The sequence below is a fragment of the Paenibacillus sp. EB106-05-06-XG162 genome (assembly GCF_058791655.1).
Genome location: NZ_JBYTDT010000006.1, coordinates 13,514 through 39,032 on the forward strand (window position 1 = coordinate 13,514; position 25,519 = coordinate 39,032).

Annotated in this window: 28 protein-coding genes; 17 read left to right on the forward strand and 11 right to left on the reverse strand. The window is 46.1% G+C overall.

Going from position 1 to position 25,519, the window contains the following annotated elements; translation table 11 throughout:
- Positions 1–31: 31 nt before the first annotated feature.
- The 4 genes from AC3WU2_RS14800 to AC3WU2_RS14815 all read right to left on the reverse strand — a co-directional run bounded on the left by AC3WU2_RS14800 (position 32) and on the right by AC3WU2_RS14815 (position 3,607).
- Positions 32–703, reverse strand: a complete 672-nt coding sequence (locus tag AC3WU2_RS14800) for a GNAT family N-acetyltransferase (protein WP_492455848.1) — start codon at positions 701–703, stop codon at positions 32–34.
- 45 nt (positions 704–748) lie between these two features.
- Entirely contained in the window at positions 749–1,414 is a 666-nt protein-coding gene (locus AC3WU2_RS14805; protein WP_492455358.1) for a GNAT family N-acetyltransferase, read from the reverse strand.
- A 10-nt stretch (positions 1,415–1,424) separates the two neighbouring features.
- Positions 1,425–2,279: a carbon-nitrogen hydrolase family protein gene (locus tag AC3WU2_RS14810; protein WP_492455360.1), complete on the reverse strand. Its 855-nt coding sequence runs from the start codon at positions 2,277–2,279 to the stop codon at positions 1,425–1,427.
- Positions 2,280–2,404: 125 nt separating this feature from the next.
- A complete protein-coding gene (locus tag AC3WU2_RS14815; protein ID WP_379347434.1) occupies positions 2,405–3,607 on the reverse strand; it encodes an MFS transporter in 1,203 nt (400 codons plus the stop codon).
- A 285-nt stretch (positions 3,608–3,892) separates the two neighbouring features.
- On the opposite strand from AC3WU2_RS14815, the gene AC3WU2_RS14820 reads away from it, so the two are divergent.
- Both AC3WU2_RS14820 and AC3WU2_RS14825 read left to right on the forward strand, forming a co-directional pair.
- Positions 3,893–4,663: a DeoR/GlpR family DNA-binding transcription regulator gene (locus tag AC3WU2_RS14820; RefSeq protein WP_492455363.1), complete on the forward strand. Its 771-nt coding sequence runs from the start codon at positions 3,893–3,895 to the stop codon at positions 4,661–4,663.
- A 98-nt stretch (positions 4,664–4,761) separates the two neighbouring features.
- Positions 4,762–5,652: an EamA family transporter gene (locus tag AC3WU2_RS14825; RefSeq protein WP_492455365.1), complete on the forward strand. Its 891-nt coding sequence runs from the start codon at positions 4,762–4,764 to the stop codon at positions 5,650–5,652.
- Between the two features lie 79 nt (positions 5,653–5,731).
- On the opposite strand, the gene AC3WU2_RS14830 is transcribed toward AC3WU2_RS14825, so the two are convergent.
- The 4 genes from AC3WU2_RS14830 to AC3WU2_RS14845 are packed head-to-tail and all read right to left on the reverse strand — an operon-like array spanning position 5,732 to position 9,243.
- Positions 5,732–5,929 carry a twin-arginine translocase TatA/TatE family subunit gene (locus tag AC3WU2_RS14830; RefSeq protein WP_314588575.1) on the reverse strand — a complete coding sequence of 66 codons (198 nt, stop codon included), beginning with the start codon at positions 5,927–5,929 and terminating at the stop codon, positions 5,732–5,734.
- Between the two features lie 26 nt (positions 5,930–5,955).
- Entirely contained in the window at positions 5,956–6,681 is a 726-nt protein-coding gene (gene tatC / locus AC3WU2_RS14835; RefSeq protein WP_018758139.1) for a twin-arginine translocase subunit TatC, read from the reverse strand.
- Positions 6,682–6,716: 35 nt separating this feature from the next.
- Complete coding sequence (locus AC3WU2_RS14840) at positions 6,717–8,438, reverse strand: GMC family oxidoreductase (RefSeq protein ID WP_492455368.1); 1,722 nt, start codon at positions 8,436–8,438, stop codon at positions 6,717–6,719.
- Between the two features lie 31 nt (positions 8,439–8,469).
- Positions 8,470–9,243 (reverse strand): gluconate 2-dehydrogenase subunit 3 family protein, encoded by a 774-nt coding sequence (locus AC3WU2_RS14845; protein WP_492455371.1) that lies wholly within the window; start codon positions 9,241–9,243, stop codon positions 8,470–8,472.
- Between the two features lie 72 nt (positions 9,244–9,315).
- Here AC3WU2_RS14845 and AC3WU2_RS14850 point away from each other — a divergent pair, with 72 nt between their 5' ends.
- From AC3WU2_RS14850 to AC3WU2_RS14885, 8 genes are all read left to right on the forward strand, one after another.
- Positions 9,316–9,744 carry a c-type cytochrome gene (locus tag AC3WU2_RS14850; protein ID WP_492455373.1) on the forward strand — a complete coding sequence of 143 codons (429 nt, stop codon included), beginning with the start codon at positions 9,316–9,318 and terminating at the stop codon, positions 9,742–9,744.
- Positions 9,745–9,996: 252 nt separating this feature from the next.
- Complete coding sequence (locus AC3WU2_RS14855; protein WP_492455375.1) at positions 9,997–10,758, forward strand: ABC transporter ATP-binding protein; 762 nt, start codon at positions 9,997–9,999, stop codon at positions 10,756–10,758.
- Between the two features lie 18 nt (positions 10,759–10,776).
- Positions 10,777–12,624 carry an FtsX-like permease family protein gene (locus AC3WU2_RS14860; protein ID WP_492455377.1) on the forward strand — a complete coding sequence of 616 codons (1,848 nt, stop codon included), beginning with the start codon at positions 10,777–10,779 and terminating at the stop codon, positions 12,622–12,624.
- 144 nt (positions 12,625–12,768) lie between these two features.
- Positions 12,769–13,326 carry a class I SAM-dependent methyltransferase gene (locus AC3WU2_RS14865; protein ID WP_492455379.1) on the forward strand — a complete coding sequence of 186 codons (558 nt, stop codon included), beginning with the start codon at positions 12,769–12,771 and terminating at the stop codon, positions 13,324–13,326.
- Positions 13,327–13,348: 22 nt separating this feature from the next.
- Positions 13,349–13,957: a hypothetical protein gene (locus tag AC3WU2_RS14870; protein WP_492455381.1), complete on the forward strand. Its 609-nt coding sequence runs from the start codon at positions 13,349–13,351 to the stop codon at positions 13,955–13,957.
- Between the two features lie 24 nt (positions 13,958–13,981).
- On the forward strand, positions 13,982–14,473 hold the full coding sequence (locus AC3WU2_RS14875; protein WP_492455383.1) for a GNAT family N-acetyltransferase: 492 nt from the start codon (positions 13,982–13,984) through the stop codon (positions 14,471–14,473).
- 196 nt (positions 14,474–14,669) lie between these two features.
- On the forward strand, positions 14,670–15,146 hold the full coding sequence (locus tag AC3WU2_RS14880; RefSeq protein ID WP_492455385.1) for an SRPBCC family protein: 477 nt from the start codon (positions 14,670–14,672) through the stop codon (positions 15,144–15,146).
- 16 nt (positions 15,147–15,162) lie between these two features.
- Positions 15,163–15,699, forward strand: coding sequence for a hypothetical protein (locus AC3WU2_RS14885; protein ID WP_492455387.1), 537 nt, complete (start codon positions 15,163–15,165; stop codon positions 15,697–15,699).
- Positions 15,700–15,736: 37 nt separating this feature from the next.
- On the opposite strand, the gene AC3WU2_RS14890 is transcribed toward AC3WU2_RS14885, so the two are convergent.
- Entirely contained in the window at positions 15,737–15,952 is a 216-nt protein-coding gene (locus tag AC3WU2_RS14890) for a hypothetical protein (RefSeq protein ID WP_492455389.1), read from the reverse strand.
- A gap of 118 nt (positions 15,953–16,070) precedes the next feature.
- Here AC3WU2_RS14890 and AC3WU2_RS14895 point away from each other — a divergent pair, with 118 nt between their 5' ends.
- From AC3WU2_RS14895 to AC3WU2_RS14915, 5 genes are all read left to right on the forward strand, one after another.
- Positions 16,071–16,346, forward strand: a complete 276-nt coding sequence (locus AC3WU2_RS14895; RefSeq protein WP_492455391.1) for a hypothetical protein — start codon at positions 16,071–16,073, stop codon at positions 16,344–16,346.
- Positions 16,347–16,477: 131 nt separating this feature from the next.
- The gene (locus tag AC3WU2_RS14900) at positions 16,478–16,951 is read left to right on the forward strand and encodes a VanZ family protein (RefSeq protein ID WP_492455393.1); all 474 of its coding nucleotides are present in this window, start codon (positions 16,478–16,480) and stop codon (positions 16,949–16,951) included.
- A gap of 3 nt (positions 16,952–16,954) precedes the next feature.
- A complete protein-coding gene (locus AC3WU2_RS14905) occupies positions 16,955–17,455 on the forward strand; it encodes a cysteine hydrolase family protein (RefSeq protein ID WP_492455395.1) in 501 nt (166 codons plus the stop codon).
- Positions 17,452–17,820: a glyoxalase superfamily protein gene (locus AC3WU2_RS14910; protein ID WP_492455397.1), complete on the forward strand. Its 369-nt coding sequence runs from the start codon at positions 17,452–17,454 to the stop codon at positions 17,818–17,820. The genes AC3WU2_RS14905 and AC3WU2_RS14910 overlap by 4 nt, the downstream gene beginning before the upstream one ends.
- Positions 17,821–17,833: 13 nt before the next feature.
- Entirely contained in the window at positions 17,834–18,412 is a 579-nt protein-coding gene (locus AC3WU2_RS14915; RefSeq protein WP_492455399.1) for a DUF1572 family protein, read from the forward strand.
- Positions 18,413–18,434: 22 nt separating this feature from the next.
- Here the strand turns inward: AC3WU2_RS14915 and AC3WU2_RS14920 are convergent, their stop codons facing one another.
- Positions 18,435–18,890, reverse strand: a complete 456-nt coding sequence (locus AC3WU2_RS14920; protein ID WP_492455401.1) for a RidA family protein — start codon at positions 18,888–18,890, stop codon at positions 18,435–18,437.
- Positions 18,891–19,126: 236 nt separating this feature from the next.
- On the opposite strand from AC3WU2_RS14920, the gene AC3WU2_RS14925 reads away from it, so the two are divergent.
- Entirely contained in the window at positions 19,127–20,026 is a 900-nt protein-coding gene (locus AC3WU2_RS14925; RefSeq protein ID WP_492455403.1) for an alpha/beta fold hydrolase, read from the forward strand.
- A gap of 83 nt (positions 20,027–20,109) precedes the next feature.
- Here the strand turns inward: AC3WU2_RS14925 and AC3WU2_RS14930 are convergent, their stop codons facing one another.
- Entirely contained in the window at positions 20,110–20,940 is an 831-nt protein-coding gene (locus AC3WU2_RS14930) for a MerR family transcriptional regulator (protein ID WP_492455405.1), read from the reverse strand.
- Between the two features lie 441 nt (positions 20,941–21,381).
- On the opposite strand from AC3WU2_RS14930, the gene AC3WU2_RS14935 reads away from it, so the two are divergent.
- Positions 21,382–25,380: a family 20 glycosylhydrolase gene (locus tag AC3WU2_RS14935; RefSeq protein WP_492455407.1), complete on the forward strand. Its 3,999-nt coding sequence runs from the start codon at positions 21,382–21,384 to the stop codon at positions 25,378–25,380.
- Positions 25,381–25,519: the final 139 nt, after the last annotated feature.

Here is a 25,519-nt window from a genome sequence, read left to right on the forward strand (position 1 = left end):
AGCGTCTTTTGGTGCATGGATGATAAAGGCATTATAGCGGACGAAGAGCAACCTCCGGCGTCTCCTTCAGCTGCTCGATCATATCAAGCCATGCTTGTGGTTTGTTCGGAAGCACCGAATAGTACCAAGATAGGAAGTCAACGATCAGTTGGCCAGGCAGGGATGCCATCTGATCATCTTTTGGCATGAAACAGAAGTCAAGACCGTCCACTGCTTCGCCGTCATTGCCCCATGATGGATGCACGTAAGGGAAATCAAGTCGTTGGTAGCCAAGATGGGAGAGCACTTCACGCCGTACGATCGGATTCATCGGCGCAACACCGCCGAATTCTAGTTCATTGGATTGATACGGGTCATAGATTTCTGCGAACATGCCGAGCATTTGGACGCCTGCTTCGGCAGCTAGCCGGTCAAGATCGCGCTCGCGGTTTTTGTACAGGAACCGTCCAATGCCAAGGCCCGGCTTGCCGATAATCGTGAAATCGGTCATGGCAACGTTCAATGCTGTGACATAGCGGTATTCCGTTGAACCGACAACTTGTCCTTCATGGACAGCGACGAATACGCGAATATCCGGGTCTTGTAACGGTTCTCGCCAGAGGTCGAAGGCAAGCACTTCTTCTGGTGGGAAAATAGATTTCATTAAGTTATGCATTTGGGTGAACAATGGATCTTCAATCGATGTTATGCGGATATATTCCATAGTCATCGTTGCTCCTCTCAGTTTGTGTGGATTCATGTCTATCGTCTATTGGAAGGGGTTCTTCCACTCCATCAATAGCGCATGGTTACAGGATTCTTCGTCTTCAAGATAATTGTGGGCTACAGCGACTGGCGTACGGCCGCAGCGCAGCAGGAATGTAATGACAGGGTCGCGTAGTTCACCCTTCATCACGGCACTTGCATATTGTTCAGGCGTCAATTGATCTGCAAATCGATGATAGCCCGGCATCCGTCCTCCGCCTAGTAGGCGCTCCAATCGAAGCTGTACGACCGTCTCATACATGGACTGCATTAACCATTTGCCGATGCCGCATTTGCGGTAGGCAGGTCGGACGCCGATATCCACCACATATAAGGAATTTCCGTTCGGATTATGGTTGCGAATATAGCCATGATCCGTGACTTCCTCCCATGTATGCTCAGGATGTCCCGGATCGAATTGTGTGATAAGACCTGTCATCGACCCAATGAGATGCCCATCACTTTCCACGCACAATGCGCCTTCAGGGAAATTCTTCATATGACTGCGCAGCTGTTCTGCGTTCCACCATAACTCGGAAGGGTAGGGCGGCGGGAAGCTCTCTCGTTGAATGTCAATCATTTCAGCAATATCTTGTTCTTGATAATTGCGTATGGTGACAGGCAATGGCGTCTCGTCTAGAAATACGTAGAATGATTTGTTGTAAGTCATTAACGGCATCCTACCAATCTGGATAGAGGTCCGTACGGCGATCACGCCAAGTCGTAACGGATCCGCTCTCACGGACTTGATGCAGAAGCGAGAGATCAAGGTCCGCTGTAATAATCATGTCGTTATTGATCTCGCCCTCTGCGATAATGCCTCGCGGTGGGAACGGTACATCGTTCGGCGACAAGACTGCAGCTTGTCCGAAATTCCCGCGCATGAAATCGACGGTCGGCAGGGAACCGATAGTTCCAGTCGTAACAACATAGATCTGATTCTCAATCGTACGTGCATGGCAGCTATAGCGAACACGGTGGAAGCCGTGTCGGTCATCGGTACAGGAAGGACAGAAGATGACATCCGCACCTTTCGCGCGCACCATCCGAACGATCTCAGGGAACTCGATATCATAACATGTCAAAAGGCCGATCTTGCCTTTATCCGTCTCGAACACTTCAACGCCATCGCCAGCGGACATGTTCCATTCGGTGACTTCGGTTGGCGTAATATGAATTTTCGCTTGCTCTGCTACCTGACAGTCCGGATAGAAGAGATGCGCAACATTATACAATTTGTTGTTCCTGCGGATGACATGGGTTCCACCGATAATGTGCATCCCGTATTTTTTTGCGAGTCCTGTAAAGAGACTTAAGTAGGCATCCGTATAATCTGGCAGTTCTTGAATGGTTAGAGCTGCGGCTTTGTCGTTCCCGATGGACATGAGCTGAGTAGTCAGAAATTCGGGAAAGAGGACAAAATCCGTATTAAACTCATCCGCGGTTCTTACATAATGCTCGACTTGATCCGCGAATTCTTGAAATTTCGAAATGGTGTGTAAATGATATTGTACGGCAGATACCCGCAATTTCATTTCATCGCCTCCCTTAATTTACCTTGTTCCAAATAACATTCCTATTATGAAGCACAGGGAGCAATAGAACAAGTATAAAAATAGGACCTTCACCCGTCATATGAACAAGGTGAAGGTCCTTCGATTTATGCGAGCTTATTCACGGCCTGCTGCTGCTTCTTACGATCCTGAAGCCGGATGGTTCCTGCGGTCATCAAGAGCAGCAATCCGTTGATGACGAAGACGTACGGGATTGGCAGCCATCCACCTAGCGCGCCGCCAATCATCGGGCCTGCCATCGTGCCAAGCTGGTTCGCCGATTGATTCAAGCTGAATGCGCGGCCCCGGAAGTCTGGTGTAGTCGCCTTCACGATCAGGGCATTCAGTGCAGGGTAGACGGCGGCGAAGAAGAGTCCATAGACGAACCGTAGAATACCGAATCCAACGATATGATGGAAGAATATTTGAAGGAGATTTCCAATTCCACCTCCAATTAAACCAATCATCAAGATTTTGCGATAGCCGTATTTGGCTCCGAGCTTGCCCCATTGTGGTGCGGCAATAACGGTTGCAATCCCAACAGCGGAGAAAATGATACCTGAGCTGAAGGACGCATCGCCATGCGTGATGCCCATATCCAGCACATATAGCGTAAGCAGTGGTTCAAGAATCATGACCGATCCGCTGACGATCAATACAGTAACGAATTGATTCATGAGAGGCCTATTGCTTGCCGCTTGCTTGAGATCATCAATCACATGCGAACGGGCACGGTTGCGATCGAATTTCTCTTCTTTAATACCGATCAGTGCGATCAATGCAGCGATGAGCACGACCACAGCGGAGAGGAAGAACGTCTCCCGATATCCGAAGAACCGGCTCATGGTACCGCCGACCATCGGACCAATAATACTTCCGGCCGCACTGGCTGTGGCCATAATGCCTAACGCGTGACCGACATGTTTCTCCGGTGTATTCGTACCGACGAGCGCGATGGCAGCGGGGACATAGCCTGCAAGAAGTCCTGAGAGTATTCGGACAGCGATTAGTTGATAAGGGTTCTGTACGAGTGCTGTCAAGACGTAAATCCCGGCAAGTGCGAATCCGGAGCGGAGCAGCATGGGCTTCCGACCGTATTTGTCCGCGAGTGATCCCCAGTACGGGGCGATCATGGCACTCGCTAGAAACGTAATGCCGAACGCAATGCCGGACCATAATGATAAATTCGTCGTTACATGCAGATCACTGCTGATAAAGAGGGAAAGAAAGGGGACTGACATGGAGAAAGCGGTACTGCAGAAGAAAACGCCAGCCCAGAGTACATAGAGATTTTTTTTCCAAGAATCCACGGGGTTCACATCCTATTCTGCCTATTCACGGTCCTATTTTGAAATTTAATTGTACCATGAATATAAACGTAGAGATCTTACTTCAACTCCGAAATAAGCTCATATCTGAGCATAATAAGGAACAAGAGAGGACTAGGTGGTACTAACCAAGCTTTTTCGGAAAATTAAGGCAGAAAAGTGATCGATTCGCCAGAACGTTTATTTTTGGGCAGTGGTCATATATACTGGAGGAATGAGTGTTTAGGGTTGTTCTTCGATATTCGAATAAGAAAGGAGAGGAAATTGATGTTCGTAGAAGAAAGGCATCAAGCCATATTACATAAGCTGCAGCAAGAGAAATCGATTAGAGCTTCGGATTTGATTCAGATCTTTCAGGTATCATTCGAGACGATTCGCAGAGATTTAGAATTCCTAGAAAGTGAAGGGGTTCTAAAAAGGGTACACGGTGGTGCGATCCTGACAGAAATGGATTACAGCCGTGAAATTCCTCGGACGCTGCGTGAGCATACCTATCTGGAAGAGAAGAATGAACTCGCGGAGATTGCGGCGTCCTTCGTCGAAGAAGGTCAATCCATCGCACTGGACGTGAGCACGACGAATAATCATTTCGCCCAAGTGCTGAAGCGCAAATTCGACCGATTAACGATTATTACGAATTCCCTTCCGATTGCGAATGATCTGATGTCGAAGCCTAACTATACGATCATTCTGATCGGCGGGGTTATTCGGAATTCAGAGCAGGGAACAATTGGTGACTTGGCTGAGGAGTTCGCTAGCCGGTTCCATGCGGACGTATTCTTCATGAGTATGAGCGGGGTGACCTTAACCGAAGGGATTACGGATTATGGCCTTGCAGAAATGCAAATTAAGAAGATTATGCACAAGAATGCGAAGCGTACGATCGCCCTGGCGGATAGCAGCAAGTTTGACGCGATCTCCCTGATCAAAATCTGCGGTGCCACTGAGGTTGAACGGTTTGTCACGGACTCTCATGTCTCTGAAAACATCGTGCAGAAGTACAAAGAACACGGAATCGAAATAACATATTCATTGTAAATACGAAGAACTCTGACCCGAATGGTGTTAGGGTTCTTTTTTGCGAACGCGATAATCAAATTTAATATTGTGTTTATGTGTGTTTGTGTGGTATTGTGTTGGTACATAATACAGAAGAAGTGAAGGTGACACAGGTGGTCGTTATCTCCTTAATACTCGTCCTTTGCTCGGGTATGGCGCACGCCGTATGGAATTTATTCACGAAGCAAAGCGAGAATAAGAGTGTGTTCTTATGGTTGATATTCATTCCTGTAACGGTCGTTCTACTTCCCACGCTCTTTATGGAGCTGGCGTCGAAATCTTTCCCTGTCGTTGCTTTTGTGTGGATGGGTCTATCGATAGCCATGCAGGCCATTTACGCAACCTTATTATCTCGAACCTATCAAATGGGGGATTTATCCCAAGTGTATCCTGTGATGCGTGGTACGGCGACATTGCTCATTCCGGTGCTCGGGGTCCTCGTATTCGGTGAATCGTTAGCGGCTTGGGGCTGGATTGGAATTACGTGTATGTTGATAGGCTTCTTCTTAATGAGTGGATGGACTTGGAAGAAGAACCAGTTCAACACTTCCTACAAACCATGGCTTTATGCTCTATCTGTGGGATTGTGTGTGACGTGTTACACCTTGATTGATAAGCAGAATCTATTGTATTTATCCCCATTAAGTTTATTGGCTCTCACGAATATTGGTTTTATTATCGGATTAACACCAAGTGTGATCAAGTCCAGACGTGTGAAATCAGTGCTTCGATCCAATTGGCACACTTTTATCATTGGTTCTGTTCTTTCACCGGGATCCTATTTATTATTCTTATTTGCGATGCAGCATGTGCAAGTATCCTACATCTCGCCGCTTCGGGAAGTGGGAATTGTCTTCGGTACTGTGCTCGGTATTCTCGTGTTGAAAGAGAAGAGCGGTATGCGTAGAATTGCTGCAGCATGCAGTGTCGTGGCGGGGATATTGCTCATTGCTTTCTCGGGATTTTAGCAGCACAACCTATCATACATAAAAGGAAGCCTCCAATGTCGCAAAATGGAGAGCTTCCTTTTTTTGTCACCGGTCAGACTTATTTCTCAGCAATTTGCTTCGTCTGTGGATCTGCTTCATGATCTTCTTCTTCAACCATACCTCGGGTTGAGTTGCGAAATTCCCGTAAAGTATCGCCAAAGGCTCTTCCTAGCTGTGGCAGCTTAGATGGGCCGAAGAGAATGAGCGCGATCGCCAAAATTATTATCAATCCGGATACACCGATATTATTGAACATGTGCCTTCATCCTTTCTAATTCCATTTCATGATTCAGTACGTGTCTGCATCCGACGCCATTGTCTACTCGAAATATAGATGCTTATCTCGAACAGCAGGATTAAAGGAATCGTAACAGATAGATGGGAGACGAAATCTGGCGGTGAGATGCAAGAGCCGAATATTGCAAGTCCCAAATAAGCATATTTTCGCGTCATTTTGAGGCGTTCCGGTGTCAATAATCCAATTCGGGTAAGGAACAAGATGATCACTGGGAGCTCAAAGGCGGCAGCTAAGGGAATGACCAAATCGAATAGAAAGGAGAAGTATCGGTCAATACCATAGGTTTCAATCGCGCCAATGGTGTGATTCATTCGTTTCATGAATCGCAGCATCATCGGGAAGACCACGAAATAACTGAAGGACATCCCGGTCAAGAACAACAGGAACGCTACCGGAATATAAGGGAAGGCGCTCGACGCCTCCTCCTCGGTAAGTCCCGGTCTTGCGAATGCCCATAACTGATAGAGCATGACAGGAACGGTGAACAATAATGCGAATAATAAGGCGCATTTCATATAGATCAACAGCCCGTCAGTGAACGAAAACACATTCCAAGCAATCGGTTCTGCAAGAGGCTGCGACTTCAAATACAGCAAGATCGCTGGGGATACATAGAGTCCCGCACTGAAGGTCATAATGAACCAAATGGCCACGATAATCAATCGTTTGCGCACTTCCGCAAAGTGAAATATCAAGTTGTCCTGTTCCATATCAACCCTCCGTTTCTATCGATGGTGTTGTTTTGTCATACGACCATACCGCCATTTTTCAAATATTTGGCGATACCGTCTACAGCACGGTAAGCTAATGCACCGACGGTACCAGTCGGATTGTATCCGCTGTTGTGCGGGAAGGCCGATGCACCGACGACGAATACATTTTCCGCATCCCACATTTGTAGATAAGAATTCACGACGGATGTTGAAGGATCAGCGCCCATAATGGCACCGCCCGTATTATGCGTGGATTGATACGGTACGATATTGTACGGACCTAGCTTATTCGATACGCCGATGGATGTCGGATTCATTTCCTTCATTATCTCTTCTGTCTTCGAAGCCACGTACTTGATCATTTCACGATCTTGATCTTCGAAATCGAAGGTGATTCGCATGAGCGGTAATCCATAAGCATCCTTGAACGTAGGATCGAGATCCAAATAATGATGCTGCCAAGGTAGACTGCTTCCTTGCGGCGAGACAGTCAAGGTGCTGTTCGCATACTTCAAGGATTGCTTCTTGAATTCGGCCCCCCATGTCGGCGTTCCCTTCGGAACAGGATTCGTCGCAATAGGACGTTGGCCTGTCTGAGAAATACGAATCCCGGCACCATGCAGGAAGTTCAAGTCTGTATGGTCGAAGTTATCTCCATTGAAATCGGGGATTTCCATTCCCAGCGACCCTGCGCCCGCGTAGAGGTTGAATTCTTTATTATCGAAGAAGCCTGTTGCGGAGCCGCCGTTCGTCTGATAGCAATAGTTTTTGCCCACGGCACCTTTTCCTGTCTTCGGATCATAAGGTTTACCCAATTTGGATGTAAGTAAGAGCCTCACATTGTTGAATACATAGCTCGCGAGGATGACAACATCAGCAGGCTGTTCATATCGTTCACCCGTTACCGTGTTGACATAGACCACGCCGGTAGCTTTTTTGCCGTCATGTTGAACTTCAACGACATTGGAGTAAGTTCTGAGCTCGAAGTTCCCGGTTTTATTCGCCACAGGGAGCACAGTCACGACGGGATCCGCCTTAGCGCCATATTCACAACCGAATCGCTCACAGTATCCGCAATATTGACACGCTGCGCGAGTAATCCCGTCAGAATTCGTATATTGTTCTGATAAGTTGGCCGATGGCATCATGTAGGGGTGATATCCGAGTTTTTTCGTTGCATCTTCGAACATTTTGAGAATAGGAGTCTTCATCATCGGCTTGGTCGGGAAAGGCTTAGACCGCTTTCCGACGAGCGGTGTCTGTTCTTGCTCGCCTGAGATGCCTGCCAACTCTTCGAACTTGTAGAAATACGGCTCAAGCTCGTCGTATGTAATCCCCCAGTCCTGGATCATCATGCCATCTGGAATTTTCTTCTTGCCATACCGCTCAACGGTCTTGCTATATATCTCGAAGTCATAGGGCAAGAAGCGGAAGGTTTGTCCATTCCAGTGGATTCCCGCACCGCCAAGTCCTTCGCCGAGGAGGAAGGATCCATAGGAACGCATCGGCAGTGCTGTCATTTTACTCGTATTGCGAAAGGTTATGGTCTCCTTGGAGAGATCTTGCATGAGGTCGTAACGCTGCGCATAACGCAGCTCATCATGCACCATGTAGTAATCTTCCGTAGCACGCGGTTTGCCGCGTTCGAGCCCGACAACTTTGACGCCTTGTTTCGATAATTCGGCGGCTATAATCCCTCCGAGCCAACCCATCCCGACGATGACGACAGGGACTTTTGGCATTTTTGTTGCCATGAAAGGCACCTTCTTTCTAGCTTAATAGGGTCTAGTGTGCGATATGGTCGCGTAAACTCATCGGTTCCATCGCCACAAATTCTGCTTTCTCCATAATGTTGGCGTAGCTCATCTGATTGCCTGGGTATTTGCGCATTTTCCAACCCTGCATATTCTTGTTCCCACCATAGAGCGGATCGGCATAGGCGCCTTCAAGTGTCAAAGTCCGTAACAGATTGAAGAAGCTCGTGCCCGTAATGCCATTGATCACTTCGATGTCTCCTTTTTCCAACGAGGTCAGAATGGCATCTTTTTGCTCATCTGTTAAATCAGGAAACTTATTATTGTATTTCTTCATACTGGCTTGTTGAATGGCGATGAGACCCAGATTGAACACTTCGGTGCGATTGATGCTTTGATAGTCCCCTTGCGTAGCCTCACCTTTCACGTAGGGTCCGATCCGATATTCACGTCCATTGATCCCCCAAGGGCTCGCAAGCTGATGATCAATATAGTAAGCGACGCCAAGCTCGGCAGCGCCAGGTCCAAGATCGTCTTTGGGGAATATCCGCTCCACAGCAGCCTGTGTAATTTGAAGTTGACTTTGTGTAAAGTACATCGTCGCTTGATTGTAGTCAGCAGCTGCAGCCTGTCCACCCGGTGTTGTTGGCGTGGGTGTTGGAACAGGGGCTTTCTTCTTGAAACCGCCTGCGATCGCTCCGCCAATGACACCGCCAATGACAGCACCACTAATGGCTGCGCCTGAATATTTAAGGAATTGACGTCTCGACTTATCTGGTGGCTGATGGTTGTGTTGTTCTGCCAAATGTTGTACCTCCTCTGGGGAATCTGGACAATTTATGCAATTGTATTTTGTTCCAATTGGAAGTTCTTATACATGAAATGTGAAAATAGGGGCATTGTAACCGTAGAACAGTCATTTTTGAGCATGATTGAAGGGAAGGTCATCAATTTGAAAAGAACAGCAGCATTACTTTTTTCTTGGTTGATCGTTATCGCGTTGTCCGCTTGCGGTGGTGGTACGAGCACCAAGACACCAGTGCCTCCCAAAGAAGGGGCAGGGACTGGCGCAGCAACAACAAAGGTTGATGCACAAGCGGTGTTTAAGGCGAATTGCGTAAGCTGTCACGGAAACAATCTAGAGGGGGCTGTAGGTCCCAATCTGCAGAAAGTCGGCGGCAAATTATCCAAAGGCGATATTGATGCGGTTGTAACGAACGGACGAGGCGGAATGCCGAGCTTCAAAGGGCAGCTGTCCAGTGAGGAAATTGCTGGGGTCGCGGATTGGTTATCGACAAAGAAATAAATATCCAAACATCAAAAAATGCAGTCAGTTCTTGGATGAACGGCTGCATTTTTGCTTTGCTTTTAAAACCTTTTGAGGCATCTATCTTACAGGAAGATGCCTCTTTCTTATGAAGTCTTACAACAATGTAAGATACATGTAATCTGAATCGATGGGTGTTTGAACGAAAGTTCGGTAAATTCTAGGAAAGAAAACAAAACATCGTCTCATATGAGGTCGGTACGGCTTCATATCACGTATAGGAGGATCTAGATGAAAACACCAGTTGTTGAAGTGAGTAATGTGAAGAAAGTATATGGGAAAGCCGGAGAGAATCAATCTTATGCACTAAATGGTGTATCGTTCACAATTCATGAAGGTGAGTTCGTTGGAATTATGGGACCGTCTGGTTCGGGGAAAACAACGTTATTGAATGTGATCTCCACGCTGGATCAAGCGACGGAAGGCATGGTCCGCATTGCAGGCAGCGATATTACGAAGATGAAGCAAGGGGCGCTATCCGATTTTCGCTCACAGAAACTCGGATTTATATTTCAAGATTTCAATCTATTAGAGAACTTAACAATCTATGAAAATATTGCATTACCGCTATCCCTGCAAGGTGTGCCATCGCGCCAAATTGGACCGAAAGTGCAGAAGGTAGCCGAGACACTGGGGATTACCGCGATTCTACATAAGAATCCAGCTGAAGTATCAGGAGGACAGAAGCAGCGGTGCGCAGCTGCTCGGGCACTCGTTCATGAACCAGCGATTATCCTCGGAGACGAACCGACAGGAGCACTAGATTCCAAGAATGCCACGAGCCTATTAACAGCGATGACGAACTTAAATCAAGAGCATGGCGTATCCATCATGTTGGTCACCCATGATGCCTATAGCGCGAGCTATTGCGAACGAATTCTATTCATTCAGGACGGGGAGTTGTACAAAGAAATTCATCGTCAATCCTCCCGTGAAGATTTCTATCGGGAAATACTTGATGTGCTCGCAGATTTAGGGACGACGAAGGCGTAGAAGGGAGGTTATTCAGTCATGTTATTCAAATTATCGATGTCAGGACTGCGCAGCAAGTATAAAGATTATATCGTTCTGCTTGCGGGTCTTGTGATGTCTATCTCCATCTTTTATATGTTCCAGACGCTCGCAATGAATAAAGCATTTATTGAAGCAAACGCGATGATTGGGCCGATCCAATTCGTCTTCTACGCCGGTTCGGTGCTGCTCTCGATCGTAACGTTCTTCTATATTCTCTATGCGAATTCATTCTTACTCTCTCTAAGGCAGAAAGAATTCGGGATGTATATGACCCTCGGGGCTAGAAAGAACAAAATTACACGGCTCATGTTCATGGAGACGGTTGTCATTGGTCTAATTTCACTCGTCATTGGTATTGCTGTGGGAGTCGGTCTAGCACAAGTCATCGGGTCAATGCTTATGAAAGAACTAGAATTTAATTCCGACGGATACCATGCACTTTATCTTCCATCCTTGATCGTAACAGCTATTTTCTTCACTGCGCTATTCCTGATCTCAGCGATCATGAATACGATCAAAATGCTGCGTGTTACCGTATTGCAGCTAGTTCATGCGGATGTCCAGACGGACAAAATTGCGAAGCGTGGGAAGAAGACGATCTTTGCAGCTATTATATCGATCATTCTATTGCTCATCGGTTATGCTTCCATGATTTTCATGACTTACCTACAACAATTAGGTGTTATTATCGCGCTAATTACGATCACATCAGGGACGTATTTGCTCTTCATGACCTTCCTGCCGCTCATCATTCTTGCGATGAAACGGAATAAGAACCGTACGGAGAAAGGGCTAAATGCATTTACCTATGCTCAGCTCAACTTCCGTATCAATTCCCTCACGAAAGTATTGGCAACAGTAACCATGCTGATTGCATTATCTGCCGGTTCGATTACCGCGGGAATGTCGTTCAAGAATAACATTATGATTATGGTCGACGGCGCTGAATATTATGATGTAACGCTTCATAATCCGACGAAGGCGGAGAAGGAATTGCTCGCCAGCATTCCATTCACCGAACAGAAGGAATACCGGTATAAAGTGAGTGACAAAGGGATTTATTATCTGAAAGATGATTTGATGAATCACCCGCCACGTATCATGATAAGGGCCAGTAAAGAGGATTTCGGCAAAACGAAGGTTCCGGCTGCAGAGCTCCCGACAGGAGCTGAAATTCGTGGTGAGAAGAATGACAAGCATAGTCCTCAGATGCCAAATGATTGGTACGAGGCGATGGAGATGATCCAACCGTATTATGTCTATAAAGGTGAAAGAGTTATTATTGCTGATCAGCAAATGTATGATGGTATTCAGGGGAAAGAGGGCGTAGCGCTTCTCGGCAAATCGGATCAGTACGATGCTCATTTGTCCACTTGGAAGCAGATCGATTCGATGCAGAAGAGCAAACTCAAGCTTGCTTCAGATCAATATATCAACACCAAATATAGTAATTATACGAGCTTCAGAGCTTTCTCGGCAGGTACCGTATACATGGGCTTTTTCTTAGGGATTGCGTTCCTCGCGATGATGGCTAGCTGTCTCATGTTCAAGATACTTACTGGTGCATCGAAAGATATCCATCGTTATGAAATGCTCCGTAAAATTGGGGTTCGTCGTGAGTTGTTGATGAAATCGATGTACAAAGAGCTATTCTATGTGTTCCTATTCCCGGCAATCATCGGAATTATCCATGTGCTCATCGGGATGGAGATGTTCTCCTTTATCCTTGTGCACCCTTACTTCCGAGTTTGGCTGCCGATTCTGATATTCCTTGTGATCTATGCGGTATACTATTTCATTACCGTACAACTCTATCGTGGTATAGTTATGCCGCGTAAGAAATAGATCAAGGATTCCTACAAGAGCGACAAAAGTCGCTCTTTTTTTATGTGTTAAAAAGAAACCACTCGGAAGGAATAGATGGTATAATATAACAAAATTTTCAACGCTAGGCTGTTGTTCGCATGTGATCGAATGGAGGTGATGTCTATGACAAGTGAATTTGGCAATGTGTCAGATGATTATGCAAAATATCGGGATGCGCTCCCACAGGTCTTGTTCAATCAGCTCATTGACCAAGGTGTCTGTTTCGCGGGGAACCAGATTATTGAACTGGGAGCAGGGACGGGCATCATTAGTCGCGATTTAGCCATGTTAGGTGCACACGTCATTGGGATCGAACCATCGCCACAGATGATCGAGCAAGCGGAACGATCGGTACTTGGCACCTCAGCAGGCTCGGTACGATACATCTGTGCGGCGGCGGAGTCATTTGAAGTGGATCATCGGGTTCCGATCATGATTGCGGCACGTGCTTGGCATTGGTTCGACCGAACGAAGACACTTCAGAATATTGACAAACATCTAACGGAAGAAGGGATATTGATCATCATCAATTCCATCTTCCGATCGGATTCGGACATCGCACAGTTAACATTCGGCGTACTGCAGCTCGTGACGGCGGATTTGATGGGAAGATTGAAGGGACATGCAGCATTACTTCATATTCCTTATCAGGCTACCGTGGTTGTATTACGTAAAAGGTGACAGCATGTGTAGGGGTGGCAAGATGAAGAAATTTTGGATCATTTTATTTGTTATTTTCGTAGGCGCCGGGGTATTTATTTATCTCCAGGATGAGTCCACAGCTTCACCACATGAAGCGATCGCTCATAGGATTGGTACAGGTCAGATTTACGAGGAGATCGATGTTCCGAAAGGGAGACTGATATTCTATAGCCGGGGCTCTTCGATCAATGCTGACTTTGTTAAAGAGTCTTGGAATGGATGGAAATGGGGATATGGTGGAGGACACACGATCCCTGTTTTTAAGCAGCAGGCAGGGAAGTACGAGCATGTGGATTTTTCTTCGCAATATTTTCCGAGCATAAGGGGGATGGCGCTGTATATGCCTTATCCTATGCTATTCGGTGTGATTACGAATCCGGACGTAGCATACATCAGCGTACTTAGTAAACAGACCGGGGATAACTTCAGAACGGCAATCTTATCGAATGGACGTGATCCTTATCGCATCTGGTTTTTACTGCTGGATGAGGTACAAGGACAAGGCAAACAGTTTGAGATTACGGCTTTATCAACGAAGAATCAAATCATTGATGTCGTTGAGATGGATGAAGATATCTCGACGTACACCAAGACGATCCAGACAGAGTAAATCCAATAGAAAGAGGCGTATGTCATGCAGATTGAAACAGAAAGATTAATCCTACGTGATTTTGTACGTGAAGACTGGGAACAGGTGCATCGGTATGCATCAAATCCAGGTGTGACGGCCTTCATGATCTGGGGACCGAATTCGATCGATGAGACGAAGGCTTACATGGAACATGTGATTAGCATGCAAGAGCAGCAGGTGCGTACCGGATTTGAGCTGGCTGTTGTGCTGCGAGACACGAATCAATTGATTGGCGGATGCGGCATTCATATTGAAGGTTGTAATGCTGCGACAGAAGCAGCGCAAGCGCTCGTAACGTTCGGGTTCAAGGAGAAAGGAGTTCATCGGATCTATGCGACCTGCCGTCCTGGGAATTCCTCTTCTGCGAATGTGATGCGTCGACTAGGGATGCAGCAAGAAGGGCATTTGCGGGAGCATATGTATCATAAAGGGCAATATCACGACTCCTACCTGTTCTCGATCTTAGCGACTGAGGTGGAAGAACAACAGCAGTGAAAAGAAACATGTAGACAGGTTAGACCGGCATAGAGTGGATAGAAGGAAAGGTGTTGGTTAGGATGATGCAGATGCGAGAGATGCAATTATTGATGAAAGAGCAGAATGAACTTCTAAGGGATCTTGCATACAGAGAACGACCTTGATTTCGATTGCGAGGGATTCAAAAGCTGGTGCGTGCAGGGAGGGGGAGTTCATGGTAACGATCCGAACGGAGATAGTAATTTATGCACCTGTAGCATTATGTTTTGATATGGCTCGGGATATGGATCTGCACCCTCGAACGGTCTGGCCTCGTACGAAGGAACGTCTCGTGAAGGGGAAGGTACGAGGAAAGGTAGAGTGTGGTGACCAAGTTACATTTGAAGCAACGCACTTTGGGATTAGGCAGCGATTGACTTCCTGTGTTGTGGAATATGAGCGGCCGCGGTATTTTGTTGATGAAATGGTATCTGGTGCCTTTCATTTCATGCGTCATAAGCACGTTTTCTTGGAGCGTGAGGAACTGACGATTATGCGGGATGAACTTAAGTTCGCTGCACCATTCGGTGCTATGGGTCGGTGGGCTGATCGATACATCCTTAAAAGCTATATGACCAAATTTCTTACATACCGAAATGAACAGTTGAAGCGATTGATTGAGGAAGAATGGCGTAAGAAACGAGAGAGTTGAGGGTGAAAAGATTGTAATGGAACGAATGACTGCATATATCAAAGAGCATTATGTTGCCAGCGCGATACTACTCACATTGATTTTTCTCACGGTCATCTTGTTAGGTGCTGTTGATTTATTTACATTTCGAATGACCCCAAAGTCGCATATGTCGGGGAATGGAAACCCAGCACTTATTTTTGTATTCATTCTGGTTCCTTTGTATGTGATGTTATTCGGGATAATCACGGTGATCTCTGGGGTGATTTTCAGAGATAGATTCCGAGATGGCTTAGATAGTATAGGAATGTTCATCGTCTTAATCGTCTTTAGTGTGATATTCGCGGTTGGAGCGCGTACCTATGCGGATATGATCTTTAATAGCTTAGGAGGATGGCCAGAAGATCCTTATTCCGCAATATATGGATGGGGAGTCGTCAATCAGTATACGAATACGGCATTTATCAATGTATTTACCTATAGTCTTGGGTTGAAGATAGCGGTCATGCTGGGTTATCTATGGGCTGCGCTATTGCAAGTACGCAGGGTGAACAAGAAAAAGCCGAGGCAATAGTACCTGCGGCTTTGGTTCGGGTCAGGGTGCTATAGCTTTAAGGCGTTGTTTCGTTCTTAATCTCCGCTTGAAGGCCTTGAATGCTGTGTTTCAAGTGGATGTTCTTCTCGCGGACACGTCTAGCGTTCTCCGGAGTCATCTCGTCAGCATGCTCGTCTAAGAAGTCCTCTACGGCTTGATAATGCTGTACGGAGCTATCCACGGCATCTTGCAAAATTTTCGTGCTCTTGGAATTTTCGTTGGATGTAGTCACGGTTGTTAACGCTCCTTGTCATGTATAGAATGCAGAACAGATTCATCCTTAAGATGACAATGATGGAAGGAAATTATACATGGAGCGATGGACAACGCCTGGAAAGGAGAGGGATGGAATGAACAAAAGAGTCTTTGTAGAATCACTCATTGTAGGTATTCTGCTGATTCTAGGTTATTACGGATGGCAAGTCCTGAATGGGATGCTTCTGACATTGAACTATAAACCCGATGTGATTGATACTTACACAACCGTTGAAACGTTAGATGAGAAAATATCGTTCGGGACAAGCAATGAATCGAGTTCGGTGTACTGGCTGCTCGGATGTATAGGTCTTAGCGCAATCTATTACGGAATTCGGATCGCCATGATTCGTACGCAAAAGATTAGGTAGCCTACGCAGAAGTGGCTGAAAAATTCGTGGATGCACGGAACTCTTCGTCTATTTTAACGTGAAGAGAAATGGATGATTATGGTACAATGGTTGTGGTTGAACTTGCATGGAATAGGAGACACATCATTGAAATGTTTAAGCATAGATATTATAGGAATAATGTCGTAACTGCTATCTTACTCGTCGCGTTAGTAGGTTATTGCTTGGTGTTGTTGAACTTGCTGTTCTTTCGGGCAAGGCATGCTTTGGATATGTATCACTACAATCTCATCCCATTTGCTACGATTGAACAACTTGTGATCCATCGAGACCACTTTAGCACTGAGACATGGGTGAAAAATCTGTTCGGGAATATCATCTTATTTATTCCGTTAGGGATTTTCATTCCACTTTTGAATCAGAAGTTTATGCGGGTCGCAAAATTCGTAATGTTCGTGGTGGTCCTCATCTTTGTCGTCGAATGTGCACAGATGTTGACTTATGTAGGCCGATTCGATGTCGATGACATCATGTTGAATACGGTGGGTGGATGGATAGGTCTCGTCTTAACCAGGCGGTTATGTAGGCAAGTAACACAATCAATAGATACAACAAAAGGAGTGTAATATATGGAGAAAATTGCTTTGCTTATCGTGGATATGCAGCGTCTATTTTTAGAGAATAACATGGAGAAGTTTGGTGTTGCTAGAGCATGCGAATACGTGAATCATGTTGCGGATCAGCTTCGCACGCATGGTCATTGTGTCGTACATATCCAGGACGTTGAAGATTCAACGGATGATAACGCAGCGCTGCTCGATTTCATCCCCGAGATTCACGTCGATGTGCATGATCTTCAAGTGAAGAAGGTTCACTCAAATGCATTCTGGCAGACAGAGCTGGAGCAAATTCTACGGGCTCAGGGTGTTGGCATGGTTATCGTGGCAGGGTTCGCTGCGGAGCAATGCGTGTTATTCACCTATAATGGCGCGATTGAACGTGGATTCAAAACAGTTATGCTGCAGAATGGCATTGTGAGTTTGCCAGATATTATTGCAATGACAACCCGTGATCGGCACATGATCTCTTATCCGGTAATTGAGTTCATGGTCGGGAGGGGCAGTGCATGATATGTCATAGCATGACCCCAATTCTTCGCATATTCGATGAACAGAAGGCGAGGGAATTCTATCTGGAATTTTTAGAATTTGGGGTCGATTTTGAGCATCGTTTTGAGGATGGGTTTCCGTTATATATGTCCGTTACGATGTCTGGTATTACAATTCATCTGTCAGAGCATCATGGCGATGCAACGCCAGGTTCGACGATACGAATCGGTGTGTCTGGGCTGGAAGATTATCATAAGAAGCTGCTGGCGAAGACATACAAATTTGCACGGCCAGGCCTTGAACGCACCCCTTGGGATAACGTCGAGATGACGGTGGCGGATCCTTTCGGGAACCGACTCGTATTCTATGAAATGGATGCAGGATAGGAGCGTAGGATCGATGGAGATGAATCAAGTCTATTTGGATAGTGTGAAGAAGCAGTTCCGCTATTATAAAATGCTTGGTGAGAAGGCAATGGAGCAGGTAACACCGGAACAGTTATTCTTCGCTCCTAATGACGATTCAAATACGATAGCATCGGTCGTAAAGCATCTGTGGGGCAATATGCGCTCGCGATGGACGGACTTTCGTACGATGGATGGGGAGAAGGAATGGCGGGACCGTGATGCAGAATTCGAGGTTGATCAGCAAGATCCGACAGAAGTAATGAAGCAATGGAACGAAGGCTGGACTTGTCTGTTCGATGCGCTTGAATCGATCGAACCGAATCAATTGATGGACATCATCTATATCCGGAACGAAGGGCATACCGTGATGGATGCGATCAATCGCCAGCTTGCGCATTATCCGTACCATGTCGGCCAGATCATCTATGCGGCCAAAGCGCTCAAGGATGGCGCATGGAACAGTCTCTCTGTTCCGAAGAATCAGTCCAAGCAATACAACCATGCCAAGTTTGCCCAAGATAAAGGCATCCGACATTTTGTCGATGGGGAAGTGAAGAGGCTCGAGTCATAGGACTCCAGCCTCTTTTGTCGTCTTAGATGTTCGAATCAACTTGGAAAATCGAATCGACGATGATCGGCAGGTTGTCTCTCACGGAGACAGCGCCGAACACGGATCGCGCATGCAGCCCTTCATTACCGAAAACGTCGATCATCAGCTCAGAGAACCCATTGAGTACTTTATGGTGCTCTTCAAAATCAGAGGATGCATTGACGAAGCCTTGGACTTTGACGACACGCTTCACTCGCTCGAGCGATCCGAGCTCGGCCTTGAGTACCGACAGTACCTCAAGCCCAACTTGCCTTGCAAAGCGATACCCTTCCTCCGTCGAGAAATCGATGCCGAGTTTTCCCTTCGGTTGACCGGATGGTCCTTTGCCGGATAGAAATACGAGTCCATTGATATTCACGAGATTCGAGTACTTTGCTGCGGGCTGGCTGGCTTCAGGCAGGGTAAATCCTAATGCTGCGAGACGCTGTTCTACGGTCATAGCGATCCTCCTCTAATATGAAAATATAGATTATGGAAGAACATACCACAAGCCTAAATTGGATTCAATCTTAAATTCAAACAAAATGATCGACCATTGAAGATAACTATTGCTCATTACGTTGCGTAATATGATTAAATCATAACTAAAGATGCGATTAATGAGCTGGAAGAAACTTGTACAGCAAGCAGGTACATATTCTTAAGGGTGTTGATTCTAAGGGGGAACGAGTTATTTTGATAAAAAGTAAACTAGGTCATTTTACTTCTAAAGAGGGAGAAGCAGAGTTTAAGAATGCTTATCATGAAGCAATGGCACTTATCCCAAAGCCTAATGAAACAAAGGATATCCAAACGAAATATGGTATAGTTCGTGTTTATTACTTTACTGAAGAGAAAAACAGGGACAAAGAGCCTATCGTATTGCTTCCTGGACGCTCAGCTTCTACACCGATGTGGGAGCCGAATTTGGAGGGGCTAATGAAGGAAAGGCCTATCTATGCAATTGATTTACTCGGGGAGCCTGGAATGAGCATACAGACAGTTGCAATTGTCAACCGGCAGGTACAAGCTGAATGGTTAATTCAGGTGCTTGAAGCGTTAAACTTAGATAGAGCTCATATTGTTGGCGTTTCAATAGGGGGTTGGACTGCCATAAATTTAGCGAGATATTACCCCGAAAGAATAGCATCTATTAGCCTTCTAGATCCAGTTTTTGTATTCGCACCCATTTCACTAAAGATGATTGCTTTATCAATTCCGGCATCTGTGCCAGTTTTTCCCCAAGCTATCAGAGAAAAGATGTTAAGCTATATTTCTGGAGGTGCTAAGGCTGATGAAAGTGAACCGATAGCAAAGTTAATAGAATCAGCAATGAGAAACTACAAGCTTAAGCTTCCGGCTCCTGATCAAATTAATATTGAAGATTTGAAAAAGATTGATCTTCCTATTCTTGCGTTAATGGCTGAAAACAGCACAATGCATAATTCGAAAAAGGCAGTTGAAAAAGGTGAAAAATATGTAAAAGATATTGATATCGAAAGCTGGCCTAATGCCTCACATGCGATAAATGGGGAGTATCCTGAAGAAGTAAACAGCAGAATACTGGTATTTGTAAAAAAGCATTCGCGGGACTAGGGTCAGTAAGATAGTCAAGCATAGGTCAAGTACGTGTTGTGGGACTTGGTTTAAAAGATGAGTTTTTGCTCGTAATCATTTAATTAGGGAATCTCCTCTGATTGTGTTTGGTCGTATTTACGCTTTAAAGAGCTGTATTCTTTGCTGTCCTTGGGTCGGGACTTTAAATAGTATTTCACAGAAAGATCAATAAAAGATTGAGATGCATCCATGAGATCGTAGTCTCCCTTAGGCCATGAAGCTCGATCTTCTTGAATTTGTGCAAAAGCATGGATTCGTTCATCATCCCCTTTAGTTACTTCCAGTACTATTTTCCACCAAGCCTTGGCTAATTCTTGTGCAATCGGATCTTCCGGTGCCATCCCGGACTTGGCAAGCGCCACGGCTTTCAATGCGATTGCTCTCCATGTATGATAAAAATCGAAGGCTTCTTTTTGGGCAAAATGTTCACCCAACATTTCCTTCAGGCTGTCACTGAATGTGTATTGCCCCCAATCCAACAGATTACTGTTCCTTAAGGTTCGGATAAAACCGGATATCAACTGCCACGACGGGTCGTTTCCAGCTGCGATGGCAGTCCGAAATGCCTCGATTGAAGCAATGCTTGCATGAGCGTCTTCTATTTTTTTATAGAGTACAACCTCTTGCTCGTGCAGGATTTGATCGATCTGAGATAACTGCGGACGTTTAACCACTTTGTCACGTATTTCTTGTAAGGAGAATCCTAATGATTTATAGAACATGATTTGCTCTAAACAGAGCATGTCTTCCTTGGTATAATACCGTCGCCCGCCATCAGTACGGCCGGATGTCGGCAAAAGCCCGATATTGTCGTAGTGCTGAAGGGTTCTTACGGTTACACCGGTTGCCGCGGCCAGTTCGCCGATCAAAAAGATTTTGTCTGTTCCGTCCATGCATCTCACCTCCTTACCATTACACCACATAACGTAACGTAATGAGCAAGGAATTTTTATTTTTAAGGTACCTGCTCAATGGGGCATTATTGTGTCAATTATTACGTATAAATCGACATCGAAGTAGGATTATCCATTATTCTGATAACCTTTGTCGAATGTATTGCTATGGGGAGAGGAATCCACTATTTTAGGGTTATACCACCCCTCAAATCTAAGCGTGTTACTGGAATCAGGCATGAGCTTAAAGAGGCAACTCTTTTTGCTCATGCTTTTTTTACGCCCTTTTTAGGCAACAATTTGGGCAAAAAAACGAAAAGGAGATGATGATGCCGATATTTTTGGACGTAATCGAGGGGAATGGTTAAGCAATGTTGTGGCGCTGAGGGGGCAGTCTTCACGTTAACATTCAAATATGATGAAGGAGGGAACACAAGAATCGTGAAGAAGATCAAAACCTTTACAACAATTTTATGTTTGTTAGGCATGATTCTCACGTTGGTACCGCTATCAACGGCTAATGCGGCAGAAGGCAGCGTGAATCTGAAGCCGACTGTTATTCCAAGCCTGCAAGAATGGACAGGGGGAACAGGCAGCTTCAAGCTGACGGAGAACTCGCGTCTCGTACTGCCTACGAGCTACGCACGTAAGTTAGGCGCAACCGCTGTCGTATTCCAGAGCGATCTGAAGGAATTGACAGGGCGCAAATATGTATCCGCTGTCAGCAACCTGCCGAAGGCGGGAGATATTGTCCTTACCATGACGAATGAGCGAGACGAGTCGATTGGTGATGAGGGGTACTACTTTGAAGTCGGCGATTATGTCACCATTCGAGCGAATACGGATACGGGCGTGTTCTACGGTACGCGGACTGCGCTTCAAATTCTAGCACAAGATGGAGCACACATTCAGATCCCTAAGGGGAATGCGAAGGATTTTCCGAAGTACAAGGTGCGCGGCTTCATGCTGGATGTCGGCCGCAAATATTTCCCGATGGATTTTCTCAAAGAATATGTGAAGTTTATGTCGTATTACAAAATGAATGACTTCCAAATTCACTTAAATGATAACGAGATTTTCAAAGATAATAGTCGTACGCATTGGGATAAATACGAGGCATTCCGATTGGAGAGCACGAAGTATCCGAATTTGACGGCGAAGGATGGACATTACACAAAGAAGGAATTCCGCGAACTGCAGGATTTGGCGAATTTGCACGGCATGACCATTACCCCGGAATTGGAGTCACCAAGCCATGCGCTATCCTTGACGAAAATTCGACCTGATCTCGTTAAGGACACGCTTCCCGTGGATCATCTGGATATTACTCGCCCGGAGGCGGTTGAGTTTGTCAAAGATGTATGGGGAGAGTATATCGATGGCGGTTGGTTCGATGCGAAGGAACTCCATTTTGGCGGCGATGAATTCGATCGGAATGATAAGTCGACGGTGGAAGCCTATCGACAATTCTTGAATTCGATGGATGACTATTTCAAGAGTAAAGGCAAGACATCTCGGATGTGGGGAAGCCTCTCGTTCTTCCCAGGCACGACGCCTGTGAACAAAGATATTACGATCAATATCTGGAATAACGGATGGCATAATCCGAATGATGCGATTCGCGATGGGTTCAATATCATTAATACGGTCGACGGTAACTTATATATCGTACCCAAAGCAGGCTATTATTACGATTATTTGAATACGAAATGGATTTATGAGAGCTGGGATCCTACATATTTCAGCGGCTCGATCAAATTAAGCGAGAACGAACCGAAGCTGCAAGGGGCCATGTTCGCAGTATGGAATGACCTATTAGGCAAAAAAGTCAGTGTCGAGGACGTCCATGATCGCGTTAAGGAAGCACTTCCAGCATTGGCGCAGAAAATGTGGGGCGGTAAAACGACAGATTCGACTTACGCACAATTCCAGCAAATTAGCAAATCCATTGGGGATGTGCCTGGGACGAATTTGCAGCATCGTGTAGCCTCACAAACCGAAGTGGTTCTATCTTATCCATTTGAAGAAGGTAACGGTCAAACCGTGCACGATACTTCCGGCAATGGCTATGACGGATCGATGCAGGGGGGAACGTGGGCTGAGTCGGGTAAGAATGGCAAGGCTGTACAGTTCAACGATGCGAGCGGGTTCATTACAACAGGACTTCCGGACAAAGGATTCCCATGGACCGTCTCGGCTTGGGTGAATCTGGATGCAGAAGCGACCGGTGCCGCTTCCGAAGTGACCTTTACGCAGTCCGACTACGGTAAAATTCAATTGAAACAAACCGGAACAGGCAAAATTGGATTTTCGCGTGAAGGGTATGATTACAGCTTCAATGCAGTCATTCCTACTGGCAAATGGGTGCATGTTGCACTTCGCGGGGATCTAAGCGGCACATCGTTGTTCCTGGATGGGGTATTGAAGGATACGTTGAAAGATACAACACTGCTGCCGATCGCAACGATTGGTGGAGGCCATGGATTTGTTGGTGCTTTGGATGATCTGCAAGTGGTGAATCGCGTACTCTCCGCGAAAGAGATTGCAGCAGCTGCTGGATCACCGCCATGGACGATCAATATCGCTGCGCATCAGCCGGCCACTGCATCATCGTCTGAAGTGGACTATCTGACGCCTAATCTCGCATTTGATGAAATCGAATCGAGCACTTCTCGATGGGCTTCGAAGTATACGGATAATGAATGGATTCGAGTCGACCTTGGAGAGCGCAAGGCGTTCGATAAAGTAGTCCTGAAATGGGAAGCTGCCTATGCGAAAGGTTACAAAATCCAAGTCTCTGACGATGATCAGAACTGGAGCGATGTCTACACGACAACAGCAGGTGCCGGCGGAACAGAAATTATCCGATTCCCTGCGACGACAGCTAGGTATGTGAAAATGTTAGGAACGAAGCGAGTAGGTACTTATGGATATTCGCTGTATGAATTCGAAGTCTATCAACCGAATCCGAATGATCCAGTTACTGTTCCAGAAGCGATTCGTTACACGGAGAACTTCGAGGACAACGCTATCGAGGGTTGGGAACATGTGATTGGCAAGGGTGTAGGAACCATGGCATTAGTGGACGATCCTACGGGAGCAAGCAAGTTTGCGCTTCGTTTGGCTTCCAATGGAACGAACAATATTTTCGTGGATCAGCATTCACCTGCTGTGAAGGACGGTGAGGTCGAATTCAAGGTTCTTCCGGAGTCCGACAACATGCGTCTAGGGATTATTTTTCGATACGATTCGAATGATTCGTGGGCTTCGGTAGGGTTCGATAAGACATCGTGGTACTGGGTCAATGCGCAAGACAGCTACGGTCTGATGACCAGCGATCCCGCTGCGAAGTTAACGAAGGGTGTTCCTGCGACGGTCAAAGTGAAATTCGAAGGTAATTCCGTCGCGCTGATCGTGAACGGCGTGACGTATTATGACAACGTCATTAGCGGTATTCCGAATACGGCAGGTAAAATGGGCGCGAGAGTGTTCGGAACGACTACAGCGGTCTTCGATGATTTCCATTACAACAACAACGTACCGGTTACGAATATCAACGTCACGGGGGTCTCGTTTGATAAGGCTACCATCACACTGAAGGAAGGCGAGACGGCAGATCTGACAGCTACCGTTCTTCCAGTGAACGCGACGAATAAACAGGTGACTTGGTCCAGCAGCGACAATACAATTGCGACAGTGGCGGCGACGGGCGCGGGGCAAGCCAAGGTCACGGCCGTGAAGGAAGGGACAGTAGATATTAAAGTCACGACGACAGATGGTAAATTTGAAGCTATTTCAAAGGTTACCATTGAGAAGTCCGTGAACAAGGAACTGTCTACGGCATTGATCGGTGCTTCGTCTGTCGTATCCGGACATTCTTTCGATGTGACTTTAGGGCTTCGCAACGTTACTCAAAGTGTATACGCTCAAGATATTTCCCTGCAATTTGATCCGACAGTGCTGGAGTATGTGGATGCGAGCTCTATGATCAATGGTGTCAGCGTGATCAAGTCGGTCTACAAGCCAGATGGAACATTGCGCTTCATCCTTGCAAGTATTGATCCAGAGCAAGCATTGACCGGAAATCCTGATATGCTGAAAATCACTTTCAAGTCTAAAGAATTAACGCAGGGCACGAACACGACTCTTGCTGTGACAAATGCCGTGGTATCGGATGGTGGTGGCGTAGAGGTGACTGCGAAGGCATCGTCTCTTGCCATTCAAGTAACGGTGAATGAGCCGGGTATTCCAGGCGATTTGAATGACGATGGCAAGATCAGCATCGGGGATCTCGCAATCATCGCGGCGAATTACGGCAAGACCGATAAGGATTCAGACTGGAATACCGCGAAGAGAGCTGACGTTAATCATGACGGGAAAGTGGATCTAGATGATCTGGTATGGGTCGCGCAGCGAATCATGGGTACGAACAAGAATTAAATAGGGAAATGACATCCGACACGGCTTGCTTCATGAGAATGATGAGACAATGCCGTGTCTTTGTGCTTGCAATTTCGGACTATGTAAGATCGCTCTTATGGGCGTAAGAACATGACTTGAAATGGGGGGATTATATAAC